Here is a 17754-nt window from a genome sequence, read left to right on the forward strand (position 1 = left end):
CGCGCCTTTCAACGGCGCCAATCCGTTCGCAACGCCTTTTTCATGGGAGCCTGAGATGCGTTCCGTCGTCTCTTTCAACGAAAGCTGGAGTTTTCACGAGGGCTTCGGCCAGCGTCTTCTGGATGGCTTCGATGGCACGGCAACCGTCAGCCTGCCGCATACGGCCGTTGAACTCCCGTTCAACTACTTCGACGAGAGAAGCTACCAGCGGGCATTCACCTATCAAAAGGTCCTCCGCTGGATGCCGGAGTTCGAGGGCCGTGAGGTCTCGCTCATCTTCGACGCCGCCATGGCCGACGCCGTCGTGTATCTGAATGGCGAAGAGGTCATCGCCCACAAGGATGGCTATACGCCGTTCGAAGCTCGCCTCACCGGAAGGCTGGTGCCTGGCGACAATCTCATCACCGTAAAAATCGACGGCAGCGAAAATCCCGCGATTCCGCCCTTCGGCGGCCGTATCGACTACCTGACCTATGCCGGGATCTATCGGGACGTCTGGCTGAAGGTCACGGATCCGATCTCGGTTCGCAACCTGAAGATCGAAACCCACAACGTGCTGGCGGAGGAAAAGTCGGCAAGCGTGCGCGTCGACCTCGCCAATCCGCAACAGCTCGCCTTCCTGGGTTCAGTGTCGGCATCGCTGAAGGATGGGGACGGACGCGTGCTCGCCACTGCGACCGCAGAAACGACTGGTGAGAATCTGACGCTCGCTTTCGATGGCCTGAGCGGCATATCGCTCTGGGATATCGACGATCCCGCGCTCTACGAAATCACTGTCGAATTGAAGACAAGCCGCGGTTCCGACCGGGTGTCGTCGAACTTCGGCTTCCGCACCGCCGAGTTCACGACTGAAGGTTTTCTTCTCAACGGCCGGCGGCTTAAGCTGCGCGGTCTCAACCGTCACCAGGCTTTCCCCTATGTCGGCTATGCCGCGGGCAGATCCGCCCAGGAGCGCGATGCCGACATCATGAAATCCGTGCTGAAGTGCAACATCGTCCGCACCTCGCACTATCCGCAATCGAAGTGGTTCCTCGATCGGTGCGATCGTATCGGCCTTCTGGTCTTCGAGGAAATTCCGGGCTGGCAGCATATCGGTGACGAGGAATGGCAGCAGGAATCGATCCGCAACGTGCGCCGCATGATCGAACGCGACTGGAACCATCCCTCGATTATCATCTGGGGCGTTCGCATCAACGAGTCGCAGGACAGTCACGACTTCTATGTCGCGACAAACCGGCTTGCTCGGGAACTCGACGCGACGCGGCAAACCGGCGGCGTCCGCTACATAACGGACAGCGAACTGCTCGAAGACGTCTACACGATGAACGACTTCATCCTCGGCAACGAGGAGCTGCCCGGCGCCAACCGCCCGCGCACGGCGCTTCGGCCGCAGCAGGAATCCACCGGCCTGTCGTACAAGGTACCCTACATGATCACCGAGTTCGGTGGCCACATGTATCCCACCAAGATCTACGACCAGGAAGCCAGGCAAGCCGAACATGTCCGCAGGCATCTCGAAGTGCTGAACGCAGCCTATGGCGATCCTGATATCGCGGGCGCGATCGGCTGGTGCATGTTCGACTACAACACCCACAAGGACTTCGGCTCCGGCGACCGGATCTGCTACCACGGCGTCATGGACATGTTCCGCGAGCCGAAGTTTGCGGCCTATGTCTACGCCAGCCAATGCGACCCTTCCGACGAGATCGTGATGAAGCCGGTCACCTTCTGGGCACGTGGTGAGCGCAATATCGGCGGCGTTCTGCCGCTGATCATCCTCACCAACTGCGACGAGGTCGAGCTGCGCTACGGCGCGGTGACGAAGCGGATCGGACCGGACCGCGAGAATTTCCCGCACTTGCCGCATCCGCCCGTGGTTCTCGACCATCGTCACTTCACGCCTGACGAACTCGGCACATGGGGCCTCGAATGGATCGACGGCGAATTCATCGGCTATATTGCCGGCGAACCCGTCGCCCAGTTGACGCTTGTGGCCGACCCGCTGCCGACGACGCTGCAGGTTGTTGCCGACAGCACGACGCTGAAGGCGCGTGAACGCGACACCACCCGCGTCATCATCCGCGCGCTTGACCAGCAGGGCCAGCGGCTTCCCTTCATGAATGACAATGTGACTCTTCGGATCGACGGGCCCGCAAAAATCGTCGGCCCGGCGTCAGTCCCGCTACAAGGTGGCACCGCCGGTTTCTGGCTGGAGGCGACAGGACTGACGGGAGCGATTAGCGTTCACGCAAGTTGCAGCCGCTTCCCAGAGGTCAAGCTGGAGCTGACAGCGATCTAAGAAAGCGCGCAGGCACGCCCGCCCTCTGGGGCCGGCGTGCTGCGGCCCAACTATACCGGCTGCACCGAACGGACAGTGCCGTTGTTGTCGACGATGCACGAGAATTTCTTGCCGCCGGCATCGAGGTCGACGCCGAAAGTGCCATCAGGCAGTTGGCGGGACGCGGTTGGCAAGATCTTGGCATTTGGACCGGCGACCCCGGCTGCCGAATTGGCGCAGAGCAACTGTAGATCCGCCGGGGCGGTCTGCAGCGTAGTCCTCGCCATGCTGTCGGGCGCCGGCGGCGTCGGCGTGCAGGCGCCAAGAAGTGCCGCGCTTGCCATTGCCGCTACTGCGCGACCGATTGAGATTCCCCTCACGATGCTCTGCCCCAAAATCCTGTCCCCCGACTAGCGTGAATTGCCCCGTCTTCGGCGTGTGCCCGCCGACTGTCAGACGCCCTTGTAAAGCGCCGCACCCTGCATCAGCACGATCACCTTGGCGCCGATCTTGATCCGCGAGGCGAGGTCCACGATGTCGTTGTTGTTCATGCGGATGCAGCCGGACGAGACGTCGAGACCGATCGTCCATGGTTCCGCGGTTCCGTGGATACGATAGATCGTGTCTTCGTCGCCTTCGTAGAGGTAGAGCGCTCTGGCGCCGAGCGGATTTTCCGGTCCGCCTGGCATACCCGCGGCCCACTTGGCCGCATTCGGGTCGCGCGCCACCATCTCTGCCGGCGGCGTCCATGTCGGCCATTCCGCCATCCGCCCAACGCGCACGATCCCGGCCCATCCGAAGCCTTCGCGCCCGACGCCAATGCCGTAACGGATCGCCTGACCGCCGGGCTGGGTGAGATAGAGGAAGTGCTGGTTGCCATCGATGATGATCGTCCCCGGCGGCTCGGCCGTCCGGAAGGGAACCGTCTGCATCCGGAATGCTTCAGGCGCCTGGTTGTTGCGCGCGTAATACTGGCGTGCCTTCTTCTTGTCGTAATTGACCCAGGTATGCGTCTTGGCATCATAGATCTGCGTCTGCGCCCACGCCGCGAGTGGGCCGAAGCAGGCTACCGCGAGGAGGGCCAAAGCCAGCTTGCGCGGTCGCTTGACCTCTTTCGTTTTCACCGGAGATTTGCAGCTTGCTGTCATTGCTTCGCCCACCCATCTACGCGCTTCGCATTGTCGGCGACCCATTTTGTCGCGTAGTCGAGCGGCGGCACACGTTCGACTTCGAGCGCATAGCTCATCGCAGTCGCTTCTTCCGGCGTCAGATCGACCTTCTCCAGGAACGCTGCGATGTCTGGATGTTTCTTCGCGAAAGCTGACGCGTAACCGATCCGGAAATTGGCAGCATCCCAGGCTGTCGATGCGGACGACTTCGTGAGCCAGAGCGGGTCATTGGCGGCAACGAGCTTCCACTTGCTGGCATCATGTGCGGGCTCCGTCAGTCGAACGATCTTGTGCAGATCAAAGATGAAGTGCGGCGCATAGCATGCGAAGACCAGCGGCTGGTTCGTCGCGATCGCGATATCCAGCCCTGCCATGGCGACTTCCTCTTCCGACTCGACCAGCGTCAGATTGTTGGCATAGCCGTAGGTGTTTGCCCGCACGCGCTCGATCCCGGTCGATGACCACGCCGGTGCGCCGAGCCACATCTCGCCTTTGCCATCACCGTCCGTGTCGAGGATCTTCGTCTTCTCAGGATCGCTGAGATCGGTGATCGACTTGATGCCCTTTTCGGCAGCAGCCGGCGTCGCACAGATGCCCTGCCATGCCGGCACCCCATGCTTGGCAAGGACCACGGCACCCTTCTCTGTGACGAAGGTCTTGATGACGCTTTCGAGATTGGGTTGCCAGACTTCCGGATGGATATCCACGGTGCCCTTTTCCAGGCCGTTGAACGCCAGCAGGGTCCCAAGCGGCTGCACATCGGCGTTCAGTCCGAACTCCTTGGCGATACTGACCTTGAGGATATTCGCCGTTGCCTGACCGGAAGGCCAGTTCGGCATCGCGATCACGAGATCGGCGGAAAAGGCAGCACTGCTTATTGCAAGCGCTGCGGCAAAAACAGATGAAAAGAGCCCTGAACATGCTACGCACTTCGTCATGCCTGCCCCCAAAACATGCGAGAAAGGTAGGAATGCACGTCACACCTTGCAGGCGAACATGCATAAAGCGTCTACATCCGTCAAGTCGAGTTGACGTTGGCGTTTGAGCCTACTTGGCGCAATTTTCATCTGCCCAAGCCTTGGCGCGGGCTGCCATTGTGATGAGGTGATCTGCGACGGAGAAGCCTGAGATTTTCTTGCGCGGTGCAAGATCGTGATCGCCATCCTCAAGCCAAAGAACTGATATTGCGGGGGAAAGCGGATAGGTCGAAACCTCTTCGCGCGTCCCGAATTCGTCACGCGTCCCTTGGCAGATAAGCGTCGGGGTCAGCAGATTCTTGAGGTGCGCGGTGCGCAGTTGTTGCGGCTTGCCGGGCGGATGAAAGGGATAGCCGAGACACAATAATCCACAGATCACGCGCTTTTCGAACAACTCGTCGGCGACCATGCTCGCCACTCGCCCCCCCATGGATTTGCCGCCGATGACGAGCGGTCCGGCGCTCGCGAGAGCTCTTATCGCCTCCCTATATTCGGGGATCAGAGTCTCGGCCATTGGCGGGGGCTTTCGTGCATCGGATGTCCGGCGCGCTGCCATATAGGCGAATTCAAACCGCGCAACCCGGAACCCGATTGCCGCAAGCGCTTCCGCGGTTGCTGTCATCGACTTCGAGTCCATCGGCGCGCCGGCACCGTGGGCAAGCAGGATGGTGGCTGAGGGATTGTCCGGGCCGATGATCAGAAATCTTTCGCTCATTACGCTGTCATAGCGCAATGAGCGAAGTCCGACCATATCGCACGGGGTCAATGGAACTTCGGCATATCCGGGAGCGCCGAAAATTCTTCGCTGATCACTTCACTTATGGCGACCAGCACCTCCTTGCGAGAGAAGCCTGACCGCTCAAGCTGTTCGATTACTTGCCCGAGATCCAACTCAAGCTGGCCGCGGCAGGATGCGACCCGATCTGCGGAAACGAGGAGAATTTCTTCAAGTATCAACATCGCTTCGCTCCTAATTTCCAGAAGCAACCTGCGACAGCGCTAAATGTTCCAGCCACCACCCGCAACATTTCCTCGCACCAACCGCCGATTACATTACCAGTACATAAAATATAGATAAGAACACTTGCGACACCTCCCGTTCGGCCGGATTTACGGGCCACGCACCTCGCTGTGGATCCTCCGTATGGAAGCTCCCGTCGTGGCTGCCGACGACTTGCCGATCGCCCTTTTAGGTCGCTCAAACAATCATATTGCAACCGTCTGAATTAGAAGATTTAATGCAGGTTGGAACGCAGACGAAAGCTGAACACCGGAACAGTCTGAGGGCACGATGCAAAGTTCCAGGGCAAGCAGTGACGGAAGTGCCATTCCATCGGTCCAGGAAATACGTGAACAACTCGCGCGTATCCTTTCCAGCAACGAGTTTCACGCTCCCGACCGTGGTCGTCGATTTCTAGAGTTCGTGGTCGAAGAGACCCTTTTGGGCCGCTCGGACTACCTGAAAGCCTTTACGATTGCGCAGGAAGTGTTCGCGCGGGACACGTCCTTCGACGCCCAAAACGATCCCGTCGTACGGATCGAGGCCGGCAGGATTCGCAGGGCGCTCGAACGCTACTATCTGGTCGCGGGCCCCGCCGACAACGTCATTGTCACGATACCGAAAGGTGGTTATGTGCCGTCTTTCCAGTACGCGGACGGCGCGGGCGACACTGCTACTCATGCTGTATCGACGGCTGGCTCGCCCTTGGAGCCTCAGCCCAATTTGCCCACGCCGAAGCGTGTGCGCTCGGCCTCATTTCTACATCGGCCCTGGATTTGGTATGCCCTCGCAGCATCCTCAACAGTCGTTGTTATTGCAGCCATTCTGCATGCGTCGCTGTTTTCCGTCCCTCCGCTCGTGCCCGCATCTGCTGTTTCGAGTGACAGCGCGCGCCCGAGCATTATCGTCGAGCAGTTCCAGAATGGAACTGACAAGGCCGCCTCAGCAGCCATAGCGCAGGGCCTGACCGACGAAGTTATCGGGCAGCTCACAAAGTTCAGGGAGATTGTCGTAATTGCCCCCGGCACTGAGCGGGAGGCCGGCACGCAAGGCCCTCGGTTCGCGCTGGAGGGAAGCGTTCGGCTGGAAGGTGACAGGATGCGGCTGATGGCACGGCTGATCCGCCAGGCGGATGGCGCGGTGCTCTGGGCCAACAACTATGATGCCGATCTCAGCAACCGGAATCTGTTCGAAGTGGAATCCGGCGTCGCTCAAAGCATTGCGACGGCCGTCGCGCAACCATACGGCGTCGTCTTTGAGACTTCGACGGTAGGGGCCACAAAACCGGAGAGCGGCGATTGGGAAGCCTACAATTGCACCCTATCGTACTACGCCTATCGGGCTGAACTTGATCCGCAGAAGCACGCCGAGGTGAAGGGTTGTCTGACGGAGGCAACAAAACGGCTTGCGACCAATTCCACCTATTGGGCACTGCTTTCCCTGACCTACCTCGATGAGGTGCGGTTCCAATACAAACTCAAGACGCAATCGTTACCGCACCCGCTCACACTTGCGACGGAAGCAGCAAGGCGGGCTGTGGATATCGATCCGCAGAACGCTCGTGCGCTGCAGGCGCTGATGCTCGCCAGTTTCTTCAGCAACGACGTGAGCGCTGCGTTGCGGGCGGGCGCGGCTGCCTATGCCATCAACCCCAACGATACGGAAGTGGCCGGCGAGTATGGCTTTAGGCTCGCAATGTCCGGAAAATGGGAGACGGGCTGCGAGTTGATTGCCAGCGCAATCAGTCGAAATCCGGGCCCCAGGGGATACTACGAGGTCGGCATGGCGCTTTGCGCCTATATGAGGGGCGACAACCAGGCGGCCGAGCTTTGGGCTCGCATGGCGGATTTGAAGTACAATCCGATGCATCATCTCGTTCTGCTGGCCATTCTCGGCACGTCAGGCAAGCTCGATGAGGCGCGTCGCGAGCAGGACTGGCTCCAGGCCAATGCTCCGGCACTGCTACAGAACATCCGAAAGGAAGTGGCGCTGCGCCTCCACCGCCCGCAAGACCAGGACCGCTTCCTCGGCGGCCTGCAGGCGTCCGGCATTGCGATCACCCCCACTGAGAGCGCCATCGGCAGCCAGTGATGGGCGGCGTAACATACCGTATGCTACCCACTCCGACGCGTATTTTACTGCCTTAAGATCCGTGCCCATTCTATCCTTGGCAAACTTTGGAGGACATGGCGATGACCGGAAGCGAAACGACCCCTCAATCGATGACAAGCGCTGAAGAGCTGCGCAAACGCGCACTTGAACTTCGCCTCGTGGAGATGGAGCGCGAAGAGAAGATAAAGGCCCGCGAGGCCGAAAAGCATTCCGAGTTCATCGAGGATTTCTTTCAAAAGCATATCGGTGAAACAGAACGCGCGATCATCAAACGCGTAGTCATGAAGGCCGCCGCGGACGGAAAGTACGAGGCGATGGTTTACAGCTTTCCATCCAGCCTCTGCTCCGACAGCGGGCGCGGCATCAACAACAACCTGCCCGGCTGGCAGAATACCCTGCAGGGCAAGGCGAAGGAACTCTTCGAACTCTTCGAGAAGGTCGCGAAGCCTCAGGGCTACGGCCTGAAGGCGACCATCATCAATTTCCCCGGCGGCGTTCCCGGCGATGTCGGTTTCTTCCTGACGTGGGAGCCACCGGTTGAATGACGCGAAGGGGCGTCGCGTCACGTTCGATTGAAGTTAGTCGCTTGAGTCGCGGGCCATCACCGCTCACATAGCCGGCTGCGGCCTTAGTCGCGTACGACCTCCCAATTGTCGCCGGGGTTGAAGTCCTTGATTGCTGCCGCACGCTGCTCGGTTTCAGGTCCGAGGTCGCGCTGATAGACAATGTTGGAACCGTTGACGATGAAGGTCTGCACCCCGGTCACGCGATAGTTGACAGGCCAGGCGATCAGCGCAAAACCTCCCGTCATGTTGCCATTGACGATGTAGCTCTGCTTTCCGCCGATCACGTTGGCGCCCTGGGCCGTGAGGATGCGATAGCGATAGCCGTAGTAGCCTTCGCCGCGCTTCGCCTTGCTGAGGGCGGCTGTTTCGATCAAGGGACCGGCCGGGCTTTCTTCGTCAAAAGCACCTGGCTCCCAATAGAGGCCGTCGCGTTTCCCCGGGCTACTGATCAGCTTCTGCGCGAATTCGTAGAGGCCATCTTCATCCTCATCGATTTGCGCATACTCGTACTGAGCGTTCACGTAGTCGTGCATCGTCTGAATCGTCAACAGCTCGTTCTCGCCAACGCGTCGATTGACGATCTCCTGCAGGCCAACTTCCGTATCGAATGCCCACTTGCCGTCCTTGTCCTTCGACAAGGGAAAGGGCAGCGGCCACAGGACGTTACCAATCAAAACCACCTTGCGATCACCGAGGTCCTGCAGTTTCAGCTGCCGTGCGGCCCCCTCGCGGATCGCGCCGTAGCTAGTCATTGCCTCGTTGCTGGATCGCAGCTTGGCGGCATCAAGGCCGAGAAGGCCAGCCAAACCGTCAACGTCGTTGGCGCTCAGCACAGTCTTCAGCCGCTCAAGGGCCGCCGATGGGTCGTCAAATGACGGCGGCGTACCAGCCTCGAACTCCTGAAGATTAGTCTGCAGCTGCGACATCGATGGGGTTGCCGACGCCAGGGAGAGAGCCGTTCCGAGCAACAGCGGGATCAATTTCAACTGTGGTCTCATGGTTTATCTCCGGAAATGTGAATAGCTGAACACCCTATCGCCGGCCGCCGCCGCGACCGCCGCCTCCACGACCACCGCCGCGGCCGCCGCCTCCCTGTGGCGGGCGCGAGCGCTGGACGGAGGGACGTGAGCCGCGTTGCCCGCCTCCCATGCTCTGTCCACCTCGCTTGGACGCCACCGCCTCACGCCGTCCGGACTGGACATTGCCGAGCGCGCTCGGCTGGCGTGAACGATTGTCAGCCCGCGCCGCCATCTTCGGTGCGCTTGCCTTTTTCTTGGCTGCCGGCTTTGACGGGCGGTTGGCGCCAATATCCCGTCGGTTCGCTGCATTGCCTGGACGGGCATCCGCGCGATTGGCCGCATTGCCCGCACGGACATCCCGTGACCCCGCCGGCCGGTTGGCGACGGCATCCCTCGATCTCGGATTTGCCTTGAGTCCTTCCGCCGTGCTCTTGCGGATGTCGTCAGCCCGGGCACTGACGTTTCTGGTTCCCTGCCCTCGGTTTGCCTGCCGGTCACCGACCTTGTTCTTCAACTGGTTGCGGTTATCGGACTGGAGACTGGATTTGATTGCCGATCGATCGATGTTGGCGAGTTGATTCCTGTCGATATTCAGCTTGCTGCGATCGACCTTGGTCCAGTCGATGTCGTTCCAGTTGACCTTGCCGCTGAAGTTCCGGTCGTTGAAGCAGTTGTTGCAGTCGACATCCAGGTCGCCGTCCCAATTGCCGCCCCACACGCCCCAATCGTCCCAGTTGACGATCGCTGCCCATGCGACACCGGTAACCGCGGCCGCAAAGAAGCCGGCGCCTGGGTAATAGTAGTTGTCGTAATAGTTGGGGTAGTAAGAGATCGGCTCGACGGAATAGCCCGGTTCATAGAGCATCTCGGGCGGATACTGCGGAATGTAGACCTTCTCCGGATCGGTCGGCCGTATGACGACGTTCTCGTTCTCCGTCACGACGGTGATCTTATCGTCCGTCTTGATGACGTTTTTCGCTACCGCTTCATCGCGCAATTGTTGAATGGCGATCAGCACATCTTTCTGTTGATTGGTCAGCGCATCACCGAGAGATTGGGTCCACTCAAGATCCTCGCTCATCATCTTGACGATGTCGGGGTAGTTCAGAAGCGAAATGACGCTGCCGTCCCAATCGTCCTTGGGCTTGAGATCGGCGTCCTTTTTCTTCGCTTCCAGGAAGCGCTCCGCTTCCACGATCTGTAGCGGAAACAGCGACGCCGCCGAGATCGCGGCCACCAGTTCATCCGGATACAACGCGATACGAGCGACAAGTACCTCGAGCTCATCCTCGGAAAGCAGGTCGGTTTCCGGCTCCGCCGTCGTTGTCGGGGCAGGCTTCGGCGTGGGCGTTGCTGTCTGCGAGTACGCCGGTGGTCCGGGATGCATTGAAATGATTGCCAGGACGGAAAGCCCTGTAAGCAACCCGAAGGATCTAGCTTTCATCACCCATTGCCCTCCATGAACTCAATTTTGAATGAAGGCTCAGTGCCGCTTGGGCTTGTTCTCATCCCATCGCCTGAGAACCACGACTTTCGACTGTGAGAGTGCCTCGCCGATTTCAGCGACAAGGGCATCAACCAGGCTTGCATATTCTTGTCGCCGCGCCTCCCGGACATTGTCGGAAAGGCTGTCCACGTTCGCCAAAGTCTCGACTGCAGCGGCCAGGTCCTCACACATGCTCCGGAAGGTCTCACTCCTCTGGAAAAGCTGCCGCACTCTTACGGTCTGCTCGGGAAACCGCGCCTCGGCAATCTCGAGGGACAACTGTGCCGAATGGCTTTCTTCCGACGTCATGCCGCCCCCCGCAGTCATATTCGCGTCAAGCAGATTGAAGCATTGTATTACAGCCACTTAGGATGCTGATGTAACATACGCGAACTTACGCGTGACGGCTCCAGATGCGCCGGCGTCCGCCCGTCATTGGCCTTCGCCGTTGGGCAACACAGACCGGCAGAGCGAGATGACTCGGCCACCCGCAAGTTGCCCAAACCACTCTCCAATCCCAAAGAAGATCAAGTTGCCAGTGGGCGGCGGCAGGAAGTGCGGCAACGGCGCTGCTGCAAGAATGAACCTCCGCCTCAAGAAATCCAGCAAGATAGGCGGCCTACACAAATCGATAGATATTACGTGATGCTACGGGCGTTTGAGGCCTGGCGGGTCTAGTATTTGCTTATCGGGGACGACTGTACGGCTCGGTCAGGGCAACCGAAAGGAGGGACCGTGTTTCTCGACTATTTTGCACTCGGGGTGCTGTTTTTCGTGGTGATCACTCTGTTCTATGCGGTGATCGCCATCCACGACATTCCGCATCTTATCGCCAAGTCCAGAAACCACCCGCACCAGGATGCCATCCACGTTGCTGGATGGGTCAGCCTATTCACGTTGCATGTCATATGGCCCTTCCTCTTCATCTGGGCCACGCTCTACCGCGAGGATCGCGGCTGGGGCATTCGGCCTGACGGCAAACTGTCGGCGGAGGCCGAAGCAAACGCCGAAATTGCTCGTCTGCATGCGCGGATCGCAGAACTCGAGGCGCAGTTGCCGGAGAAGGAGAACGTCTGATGGATCTGCTCCTCATACTCACCTATGCCGCGATCTGCTGGGCGGTCTTCAAGATCTTCCGAATCCCGGTAAACCAGTGGACGCTCGCAACCGCCGTTCTCGGTGGAGTCTTCCTGATCGCCACGCTGTTGCTTCTCATGAGCTACAACCATCCCTATTCCAGCGATGGGCGGATCTATTTCACCTCCGCTCCGGTGATTCCGACGGTTGGCGGCCAGGTCGTACAAGTACCAGTAACGCCGAACGTTCCCCTGAAAAAAGGCGACGTTCTCTTCCAGATCGATCCGCGGCCTTACCAATATACAGTCGATCAGAAGAGGGCCTCGCTTGCCGAGGCGGAGCAGACGGTCCGCCAGTTGAAAGCCGCGCTTGACGCCGCAAATGCAGCCGTCACTGGCGCTGAAGCTTCGCGGGATCGCTCTCTGCAGGCGTTTGAAAAATTCCAGCAATCAAACGAGAATTCAAAGGCGAAAGGTGGAGCAGCCGTCTTCTCGGAACTGGAAGTCGAGAACCGGCGAGGCATCTATCTCACGGCGGAGGCAGCCGTTGACACGGCGCGCGCCCAGGCAGCCCAGGCAAAGCTCGCCTATGAATCCGAGATCAATGGCACCAACCCCACCGTGGCGAGACTGCAGGCCGAACTGCTGAATGCCGAGTACGACCTCGATCAGACCACGGTCCGCGCGCCCAGCGACGGCTATGTGACGCAGGTCTTTCTTCGCCCGGGCATGATGGCAAACCCCCTTCCGTTGCGGCCGGTGATGGTCTTCATCAACAGCGAGGATCGGATGTTGGGTGCGGCCTTCATCCAGAACTCCCTCCAGCGCGTGCGTGTCGGAGACGAGGCCGAGGTCGCCTTCAAGGCCGTGCCTGGAAAGATCTTCAAGGCACGCGTCAAGGAAGTCATCGACGTCATGGCACAGGGCCAATTGCAGCCGTCGGGCGCACTGATTGATCCGCAGGCTCCCGAACGGCTGCCGGCGGGACAGACGCTGGCGAATATCGAGCTTCTGGAAAGCACCGAGGGGTATCAGCTGCCGGGTGGCGTGGTTGCCGAAGTGGCTGTCTATACGCATCACTGGCATCACGTCGCAGTTCTGCGCAAGGTGCTCCTGCGCATGAGCAGCTGGATGAACTACGTCTTCCTCGAACACTGAAAACATCAACCTTTCCGACCGTTACTGCGCTGACGGCTGGACGGACTGGAGACCGCATAAGAAAAGGAGCCCGGGGTGATAGGCAGCCTACCGATGTTGCGGGGTCTAGCCGGCTTCAACAAAGCCTGGCTTCGTAGCGATATCCCGGCCGGGCTGTCGATCGCCGCTGTCGGTTTGCCGAGCGCCATTGCCTATCCCGCGATCGCGGGCCTGCCGCCGGAGACGGGTATCTATGCCAGCATCGTAGCGCCGATCGCCTATGCGATCTTCGGACCATCACGGCTGCTGATCGTCGGCCCCGATGCCGCGACAATGACGGTGCTTGCCGCAGCAATGGCCGCGATCATTGCGGCCGAGCCCACGACTGCCAACATCGACCGGGTTGCTATCGCATCGGCGATCGCCCTCGGCGTCGGCGTGTTCTGCATCGCGGCGAAGCTGCTGCGGCTGGGCGTTCTCGCCAGCTTCCTCTCCCGGCCGATCCTTGTGGGTTTTTTTGCCGGCGTGTCGCTCTCTATCCTGGTCGGGCAGATCGGTCGCTTCACAGGCGTGAAGATTGAGTCGGACGGTTTGCTTCCACCCGTCCTTGAAATCCTTGGCAAGAGCGCCTCGATCCACTGGCCGTCTCTCCTCTTCGGCTTATCGATGTTCGCGCTGCTGTGGATCGTAAAGGCCTTCAACCTGCGCGTACCGGGACCTGTTCTTGTCGTCGTGATCTCCGTCATTCTTTCGGCACTCTTCGACTTCAAGGGACACGGTATGGCCGTCGTCGGCGACATCCCAAGCGGCTTCCCAAGCCTCTCCCTGCCAGCACTTCATCAGATGCCACTCGACAAGATCGTGCTTGGTTCGGCAGCGATCTTTCTGGTGAGTTTCGGCGCCGGCATCGTGACCGCGCGAAGCTTTGGATCGCGCACCGGCGAAGATGTCGACGCAAACCAGGAACTAATCGGCCTCGGCGCAGCAAACATCGCGCCGGGCCTGTTCGGCTCGTTTCCCGTCAGCATGTCCGATTCGAGAACCGCTATAAACCTGTCGACGGGTGGCGTATCTCAAGCGGCAGGGCTCGTCTCCGCGGCTACTTTGATTGCAGCGCTTGTCTTCCTCCACAGCGCGCTTCGAATCCTTCCCATCCCCGCTCTTGCTGCCATCCTCGCAACGGCCGCGATCAGCCTGATCGATGTTCACGAACTCAAGAAGATCTGGCGTATCAGCCGCATGGAATTTGTCTTTGCGCTGATCGCCATGTGGGGCGCAATCAGCTTCGGTGTGCTCAACGGCGTCATCGTTGCCGTTGCCGCGACGTTCGTCTACCTCCTGCGTAAAACAATGTTTCCTCGCGATGGTCTTCTTGGCCACATCGAAGGAAGGCACGGCTTCTTCGATCTCGCTCGTTTTCCGGAAGCTCGACCTGTCGAGGGTGCGGCGGTCTTCGCCATCCAGGGCAACATCCTGTTCTACAACGCCGACTATGTGCGTATGCGGCTGACGAAGGTCGTCAAGGATCTGCCCTCTGGAACCAGGTGCCTCGTTCTTGACGCCAGCGCCGTCACGCACATCGACAGCACCGGCGCAGCCGCGCTCGACACAGTGGCCGATCTCCTTGCAAAGCGAGACATTACTTTCGCGATTGCAGACCTCAGCGAGGAAAGCAGGGGCATTCTCGACCGCGCCGGCGTCATCAAGGCCATCGGCGCTCACAATATTTTCAACGGAAGGGAAGAGGCGCTGCGGGCGCTCCTGGGCCAACCCGTAAGCCCGTGAAGGCGCGTGCCGCGCGGCGCACAAACAATGGAGGGAACAATGGACGAAGCATATGACCCGAAGCATGACCAACCAGCAGAACGCAAAGGCAAGAACAAGAAGGCAAAAGCTTGGGACTACGACAAGGAGATAAAGCGACTGCAGATCGAACTGGCGCATCTGCAGGCATGGGTTAAGAAGTCGGGCGCGCGCATTGTCATTGTCTTCGAAGGACGGGATGCCGCGGGCAAGGGCGGCATGATCAAACGCATCACGGAAAAGGTCAGTCCACGCGTGTTCCGCGTCATCGCCTTGCCAGCACCCACCGATCGCGAGAAGTCCCAGATCTACATGCAGCGCTATATCGCCTATATGCCGGCAGCAGGCGAGGTCGTGATCTTCGATCGCAGCTGGTACAACCGCGCCGGGGTTGACCGGGTCATGGGTTTCGCCAGCGAGAAGAAAGCGCAACGCTTCCTCGAACTGGCGCCGCGCTTTGAGGCCGCTATCGTCGAAAGCGGCGTCATCTTGCTGAAGTATTTCCTGACCGTCAGCGAGGAAGAACAGGAGCGCCGTTTCAAGCGCCGCATCGACGATCCGGTCAGGCAGTGGAAACTCAGCCCCATGGACGTGGAATCCTATCAGCGCTGGTGGGATTACACCCGTGCCTACGATGAAATGCTGCGCATGACCGACAGCAACCACGCACCATGGTGGATCGTTCCCTCCGACGACAAGGAACGCGCCCGGGTCAATTGCATCTCGCACATCCTGCAGTCGATCCCCTACGAGCGTGTGAAGTTCGAAGCGCCGGATCTCGGCAAACGACAAAAGCGGCCATCGGACTATGTCGATGATCAGAGCGTCAGGCGTGTCGTGCCTGAAACGACGCGATGAGCTCCAACGAGGCATCGCAGAATGGACGGTAAATCATAGAACGGAGCCGCGATGGAGCAATCGGCTAATGCGCCTGGACGAGGACCGAACCAAGCGCAGATCTCGGTAGAGGCGAAAGTCAGCGACCTCGTAAAAATTGGCATCATCGGGCTCTTCGCCTATTGGAGCCTGCAGTTGGTTGCGCCGTTTGCATTGATCGTTATTTGGTCGGCGATCCTGGCGGTGGCGCTGTTTCCAATGTTCAGGGCACTGTCCGAGCTACTCGGCAACCGGCCTGTGCTATCCGCCACGGCCATCGTCGTGGCCTGCCTGGTGCTTATCATCGCGCCGCTGGCATTGGTCGCCGTCAATTTCACCGACGCGGTCCAAGACCTTATCGGCAAACTGAAGGCCGACAGCCTAACGCTGCCATCGGCACCCGAAGCGATCCGTAGCTGGCCGGTAATCGGCGAGCGTCTTTACGCAGCCTGGGACCAGGTCGCAGGGAACTTGGTTGCGACGATCATGAAGTTCCAGGCACCGATCCGCGAAGTCATGGGAGTGGTCATCACCAAGCTTGCATCGATCGGAGGCGGCATCCTGAGTTTCGTCGTCTCCATCATCCTGTCTGGTTTCTTCCTGACCATGTCGCCGCGTCTTGCAGCCACGATCGAGGTGCTGGCAAACAGGGTCGCCGGCGATCGGGGCGTCGGCTTCGCACGACTGGCCGGGGCTACCGTTCGCAACGTCTCACGCGGCGTCATCGGCGTTGCCCTCCTCCAGACACTGCTTTGCGGCCTCTGCTTCGCCTTCTTCAGCGTGCCCGCGCGCGGAGCGTTGACCTTCCTCGTTTTTATTCTTTGCCTGATGCAGCTGGGCCCGGCCCTCGTCCTTGTCCCAGTCATCGGCTGGGCATGGTTCTCCTGGCCGACATCGATCGCATTTGCCTTCACCGTCGTGGCGATCCCGGTCATGCTCGTGGACAATGTGTTGAAGCCGATCTTGATGTCCCGGGGCCTATCGACTCCGATGCCCGTTATCCTCATCGGTGTGATTGGCGGAACGCTCTCGCATGGCTTGCTCGGCCTTTTCCTCGGCCCGATCGTGCTCAGCGTCTTCTACGAACTGCTGCGCGCCTGGGCTTGGCCTTCGGCAGCTACCGACCAGATGGCCGCCGCCGTGCCCTCCGACAAAGACAAGGATTTGGAAGGTGAGAAGCCAAACTGACCGCGGTGCGTCACAGCTGATCGAGACATATCAGGAGCGCATCTGCCTCCCGTATCCTTCCTTGCAGTATGTCACCACCTCCCGCTCGATATCGCGGCAGAGCCGCTCATATTCCAGGATCCGTCCCTCATCGGCGCGGCCTTCGACGCGAAAGCGGTCAAGCGCACAAGTTGCCAGGTCGTACGTCTCACAGAGATCTCCCAATGTCTCGCTTGCGGACGAGGCGAGCAGGTGACGAACCTCGGGGATCTTCAGCATCAACTTCTTCCGCCCGCGCTCTCGACTCATCGATTGCCTCCGGCCTCCAATGGTATCTAGAATTTGCATTACGAAATCATTGAAGCGTTGGATCGTTCCGTTTGAGAAATTGACAGCCGAGGGAGCGCACAATTCATGGACTTCAACATGCCTCGTATCTCGGATGCAATTGACCCGGGCGACGCACTCGGCGAGGTTCTTTTCGGGCTGATCATGGCATTGACCTTTACGGTCGGCTCACGGCTCCTCTTTTCCAGGGAGGGTCTGGATGTCCCGGAACTGGTCATCGCGACGATCGGATGCAATGTCGCCTGGGGCATCATCGATGCCGTCCTGTTCGTCCTGGGAACAGTGTTTTACAAAAGTCGCCGCGTACGCGTCTTTCGGCAGATCAAGGCCGCAGGAAGCGAACAGGAGGCTATCTCCGCACTCAGGAAGGAGTTTCCCCTCGACAGCGAGCCATATGTCGCTGCATCTGATGATGAGGAGGCGCTTTACCGAGCGATGCTCGACCTCGCGCGACGCGGAAGTCCCGCAAAGCTTCGCCTGTCGATGGACGACCTGGTTGCCGCAATCGTTGTCTTTCTTCTGGTCTCGGCGACCTCGCTACCTGCGGTCATTCCGTTTTTCCTGATCGGCAATGCAGACCTCGCCCTCAGAACCAGCAATTTTCTGCTGATCGCGCTGCTCTTTTTGACAGGCTGCGGCTGGGCGCGCTTCTCCGATGCGAAGCCACTCCTTGCGGGCATGACCATGACCTGCCTCGGCCTCCTGCTGGTCGGCATTGCAATCGCACTTGGGGGCTAGGC

At 59.6% G+C, this 17754-nt stretch carries 18 protein-coding genes; 9 read left to right on the forward strand and 9 right to left on the reverse strand.

Translation table 11 applies throughout. The annotated features are described in order from the left end of the window. Nucleotides 1–55: 55 nt before the first annotated feature. Nucleotides 56–2299 carry a glycoside hydrolase family 2 protein gene (locus JNB88_RS26175; protein WP_220358000.1) on the forward strand — a complete coding sequence of 748 codons (2244 nt, stop codon included), beginning with the start codon at nucleotides 56–58 and terminating at the stop codon, nucleotides 2297–2299. Nucleotides 2300–2349: 50 nt separating this feature from the next. On the opposite strand, the gene JNB88_RS26180 is transcribed toward JNB88_RS26175, so the two are convergent. From JNB88_RS26180 to JNB88_RS26200, 5 genes are all read right to left on the reverse strand, one after another. Continuing rightward, nucleotides 2350–2622, reverse strand: a complete 273-nt coding sequence (locus tag JNB88_RS26180) for a hypothetical protein (protein ID WP_220358055.1) — start codon at nucleotides 2620–2622, stop codon at nucleotides 2350–2352. Between the two features lie 108 nt (nucleotides 2623–2730). After that, on the reverse strand, nucleotides 2731–3426 hold the full coding sequence (locus JNB88_RS26185) for a L,D-transpeptidase (RefSeq protein WP_220358001.1): 696 nt from the start codon (nucleotides 3424–3426) through the stop codon (nucleotides 2731–2733). Beyond that, entirely contained in the window at nucleotides 3423–4385 is a 963-nt protein-coding gene (locus tag JNB88_RS26190) for an ABC transporter substrate-binding protein (protein WP_220358002.1), read from the reverse strand. The genes JNB88_RS26185 and JNB88_RS26190 overlap by 4 nt, the downstream gene beginning before the upstream one ends. A gap of 109 nt (nucleotides 4386–4494) precedes the next feature. Beyond that, a complete protein-coding gene (locus tag JNB88_RS26195; RefSeq protein ID WP_220358003.1) occupies nucleotides 4495–5139 on the reverse strand; it encodes an alpha/beta hydrolase family protein in 645 nt (214 codons plus the stop codon). Nucleotides 5140–5186: 47 nt separating this feature from the next. Beyond that, a complete protein-coding gene (locus JNB88_RS26200; protein ID WP_037133288.1) occupies nucleotides 5187–5384 on the reverse strand; it encodes a hypothetical protein in 198 nt (65 codons plus the stop codon). A gap of 331 nt (nucleotides 5385–5715) precedes the next feature. Between JNB88_RS26200 and JNB88_RS26205 the strand changes: the two genes are divergently transcribed. Together JNB88_RS26205 and JNB88_RS26210 are read left to right on the forward strand one after the other, a co-directional pair. Next, complete coding sequence (locus JNB88_RS26205; protein ID WP_220358004.1) at nucleotides 5716–7515, forward strand: hypothetical protein; 1800 nt, start codon at nucleotides 5716–5718, stop codon at nucleotides 7513–7515. 101 nt (nucleotides 7516–7616) lie between these two features. Next, nucleotides 7617–8081 (forward strand): hypothetical protein, encoded by a 465-nt coding sequence (locus JNB88_RS26210; RefSeq protein WP_037133819.1) that lies wholly within the window; start codon nucleotides 7617–7619, stop codon nucleotides 8079–8081. A gap of 83 nt (nucleotides 8082–8164) precedes the next feature. On the opposite strand, the gene JNB88_RS26215 is transcribed toward JNB88_RS26210, so the two are convergent. From JNB88_RS26215 to JNB88_RS26225, 3 genes are read right to left on the reverse strand one after another with little or no spacing between them, the layout of a single operon-like run. After that, nucleotides 8165–9100, reverse strand: coding sequence for a DUF2950 domain-containing protein (locus JNB88_RS26215; RefSeq protein WP_220358005.1), 936 nt, complete (start codon nucleotides 9098–9100; stop codon nucleotides 8165–8167). Between the two features lie 34 nt (nucleotides 9101–9134). Further along, a complete protein-coding gene (locus JNB88_RS26220; protein WP_220358006.1) occupies nucleotides 9135–10565 on the reverse strand; it encodes a DUF3300 domain-containing protein in 1431 nt (476 codons plus the stop codon). Between the two features lie 39 nt (nucleotides 10566–10604). Next, nucleotides 10605–10916, reverse strand: a complete 312-nt coding sequence (locus tag JNB88_RS26225) for a hypothetical protein (protein WP_220358007.1) — start codon at nucleotides 10914–10916, stop codon at nucleotides 10605–10607. Nucleotides 10917–11342: 426 nt separating this feature from the next. On the opposite strand from JNB88_RS26225, the gene JNB88_RS26230 reads away from it, so the two are divergent. The 5 genes from JNB88_RS26230 (at nucleotide 11343) to JNB88_RS26250 (ending at nucleotide 16687) form a co-directional block, all read left to right on the forward strand. Then, nucleotides 11343–11684, forward strand: coding sequence for a DUF3302 domain-containing protein (locus tag JNB88_RS26230; protein WP_037133283.1), 342 nt, complete (start codon nucleotides 11343–11345; stop codon nucleotides 11682–11684). After that, nucleotides 11684–12841 (forward strand): HlyD family secretion protein, encoded by a 1158-nt coding sequence (locus JNB88_RS26235; protein ID WP_220358008.1) that lies wholly within the window; start codon nucleotides 11684–11686, stop codon nucleotides 12839–12841. Before JNB88_RS26230 ends, JNB88_RS26235 begins: the two co-directional genes overlap by 1 nt. 75 nt (nucleotides 12842–12916) lie before the next feature. Next, nucleotides 12917–14605, forward strand: coding sequence for a SulP family inorganic anion transporter (locus JNB88_RS26240; protein ID WP_220358009.1), 1689 nt, complete (start codon nucleotides 12917–12919; stop codon nucleotides 14603–14605). Between the two features lie 39 nt (nucleotides 14606–14644). Next, nucleotides 14645–15481 (forward strand): polyphosphate kinase 2, encoded by an 837-nt coding sequence (gene ppk2, locus JNB88_RS26245; protein WP_220358010.1) that lies wholly within the window; start codon nucleotides 14645–14647, stop codon nucleotides 15479–15481. A 51-nt stretch (nucleotides 15482–15532) separates the two neighbouring features. Then, nucleotides 15533–16687: an AI-2E family transporter gene (locus tag JNB88_RS26250; RefSeq protein ID WP_220358011.1), complete on the forward strand. Its 1155-nt coding sequence runs from the start codon at nucleotides 15533–15535 to the stop codon at nucleotides 16685–16687. Between the two features lie 30 nt (nucleotides 16688–16717). Here the strand turns inward: JNB88_RS26250 and JNB88_RS26255 are convergent, their stop codons facing one another. After that, nucleotides 16718–16975, reverse strand: coding sequence for a hypothetical protein (locus JNB88_RS26255; protein WP_220358012.1), 258 nt, complete (start codon nucleotides 16973–16975; stop codon nucleotides 16718–16720). A gap of 105 nt (nucleotides 16976–17080) precedes the next feature. On the opposite strand from JNB88_RS26255, the gene JNB88_RS26260 reads away from it, so the two are divergent. Then, nucleotides 17081–17752, forward strand: a complete 672-nt coding sequence (locus JNB88_RS26260) for a VIT1/CCC1 transporter family protein (RefSeq protein WP_220358013.1) — start codon at nucleotides 17081–17083, stop codon at nucleotides 17750–17752. The last annotated feature ends 2 nt before the right edge of the window (nucleotides 17753–17754 follow it).

This window comes from Rhizobium cauense, assembly GCF_019511525.1.
GTDB lineage: Bacteria > Pseudomonadota > Alphaproteobacteria > Rhizobiales > Rhizobiaceae > Rhizobium > Rhizobium cauense.

What these genes read in the sequence shown, in the direction of transcription:
- JNB88_RS26175 (WP_220358000.1), top strand. Translation starts at nt 56, where the DNA reads ATGCGTTCCGTCGTCTCTTTCAACGAAAGCTGGAGTTTTCACGAGGGC.
- JNB88_RS26180 (WP_220358055.1), bottom strand. Translation starts at nt 2,622, where the DNA reads ATGGCAAGCGCGGCACTTCTTGGCGCCTGCACGCCGACGCCGCCGGCG.
- JNB88_RS26185 (WP_220358001.1), bottom strand. Translation starts at nt 3,426, where the DNA reads ATGACAGCAAGCTGCAAATCTCCGGTGAAAACGAAAGAGGTCAAGCGA.
- JNB88_RS26190 (WP_220358002.1), bottom strand. Translation starts at nt 4,385, where the DNA reads ATGACGAAGTGCGTAGCATGTTCAGGGCTCTTTTCATCTGTTTTTGCC.
- JNB88_RS26195 (WP_220358003.1), bottom strand. Translation starts at nt 5,139, where the DNA reads ATGAGCGAAAGATTTCTGATCATCGGCCCGGACAATCCCTCAGCCACC.
- JNB88_RS26200 (WP_037133288.1), bottom strand. Translation starts at nt 5,384, where the DNA reads ATGTTGATACTTGAAGAAATTCTCCTCGTTTCCGCAGATCGGGTCGCA.
- JNB88_RS26205 (WP_220358004.1), top strand. Translation starts at nt 5,716, where the DNA reads ATGCAAAGTTCCAGGGCAAGCAGTGACGGAAGTGCCATTCCATCGGTC.
- JNB88_RS26210 (WP_037133819.1), top strand. Translation starts at nt 7,617, where the DNA reads ATGACCGGAAGCGAAACGACCCCTCAATCGATGACAAGCGCTGAAGAG.
- JNB88_RS26215 (WP_220358005.1), bottom strand. Translation starts at nt 9,100, where the DNA reads ATGAGACCACAGTTGAAATTGATCCCGCTGTTGCTCGGAACGGCTCTC.
- JNB88_RS26220 (WP_220358006.1), bottom strand. Translation starts at nt 10,565, where the DNA reads ATGAAAGCTAGATCCTTCGGGTTGCTTACAGGGCTTTCCGTCCTGGCA.
- JNB88_RS26225 (WP_220358007.1), bottom strand. Translation starts at nt 10,916, where the DNA reads ATGACGTCGGAAGAAAGCCATTCGGCACAGTTGTCCCTCGAGATTGCC.
- JNB88_RS26235 (WP_220358008.1), top strand. Translation starts at nt 11,684, where the DNA reads ATGGATCTGCTCCTCATACTCACCTATGCCGCGATCTGCTGGGCGGTC.
- ppk2 (WP_220358010.1), top strand. Translation starts at nt 14,645, where the DNA reads ATGGACGAAGCATATGACCCGAAGCATGACCAACCAGCAGAACGCAAA.
- JNB88_RS26250 (WP_220358011.1), top strand. Translation starts at nt 15,533, where the DNA reads ATGGAGCAATCGGCTAATGCGCCTGGACGAGGACCGAACCAAGCGCAG.
- JNB88_RS26255 (WP_220358012.1), bottom strand. Translation starts at nt 16,975, where the DNA reads ATGAGTCGAGAGCGCGGGCGGAAGAAGTTGATGCTGAAGATCCCCGAG.
- JNB88_RS26260 (WP_220358013.1), top strand. Translation starts at nt 17,081, where the DNA reads ATGGACTTCAACATGCCTCGTATCTCGGATGCAATTGACCCGGGCGAC.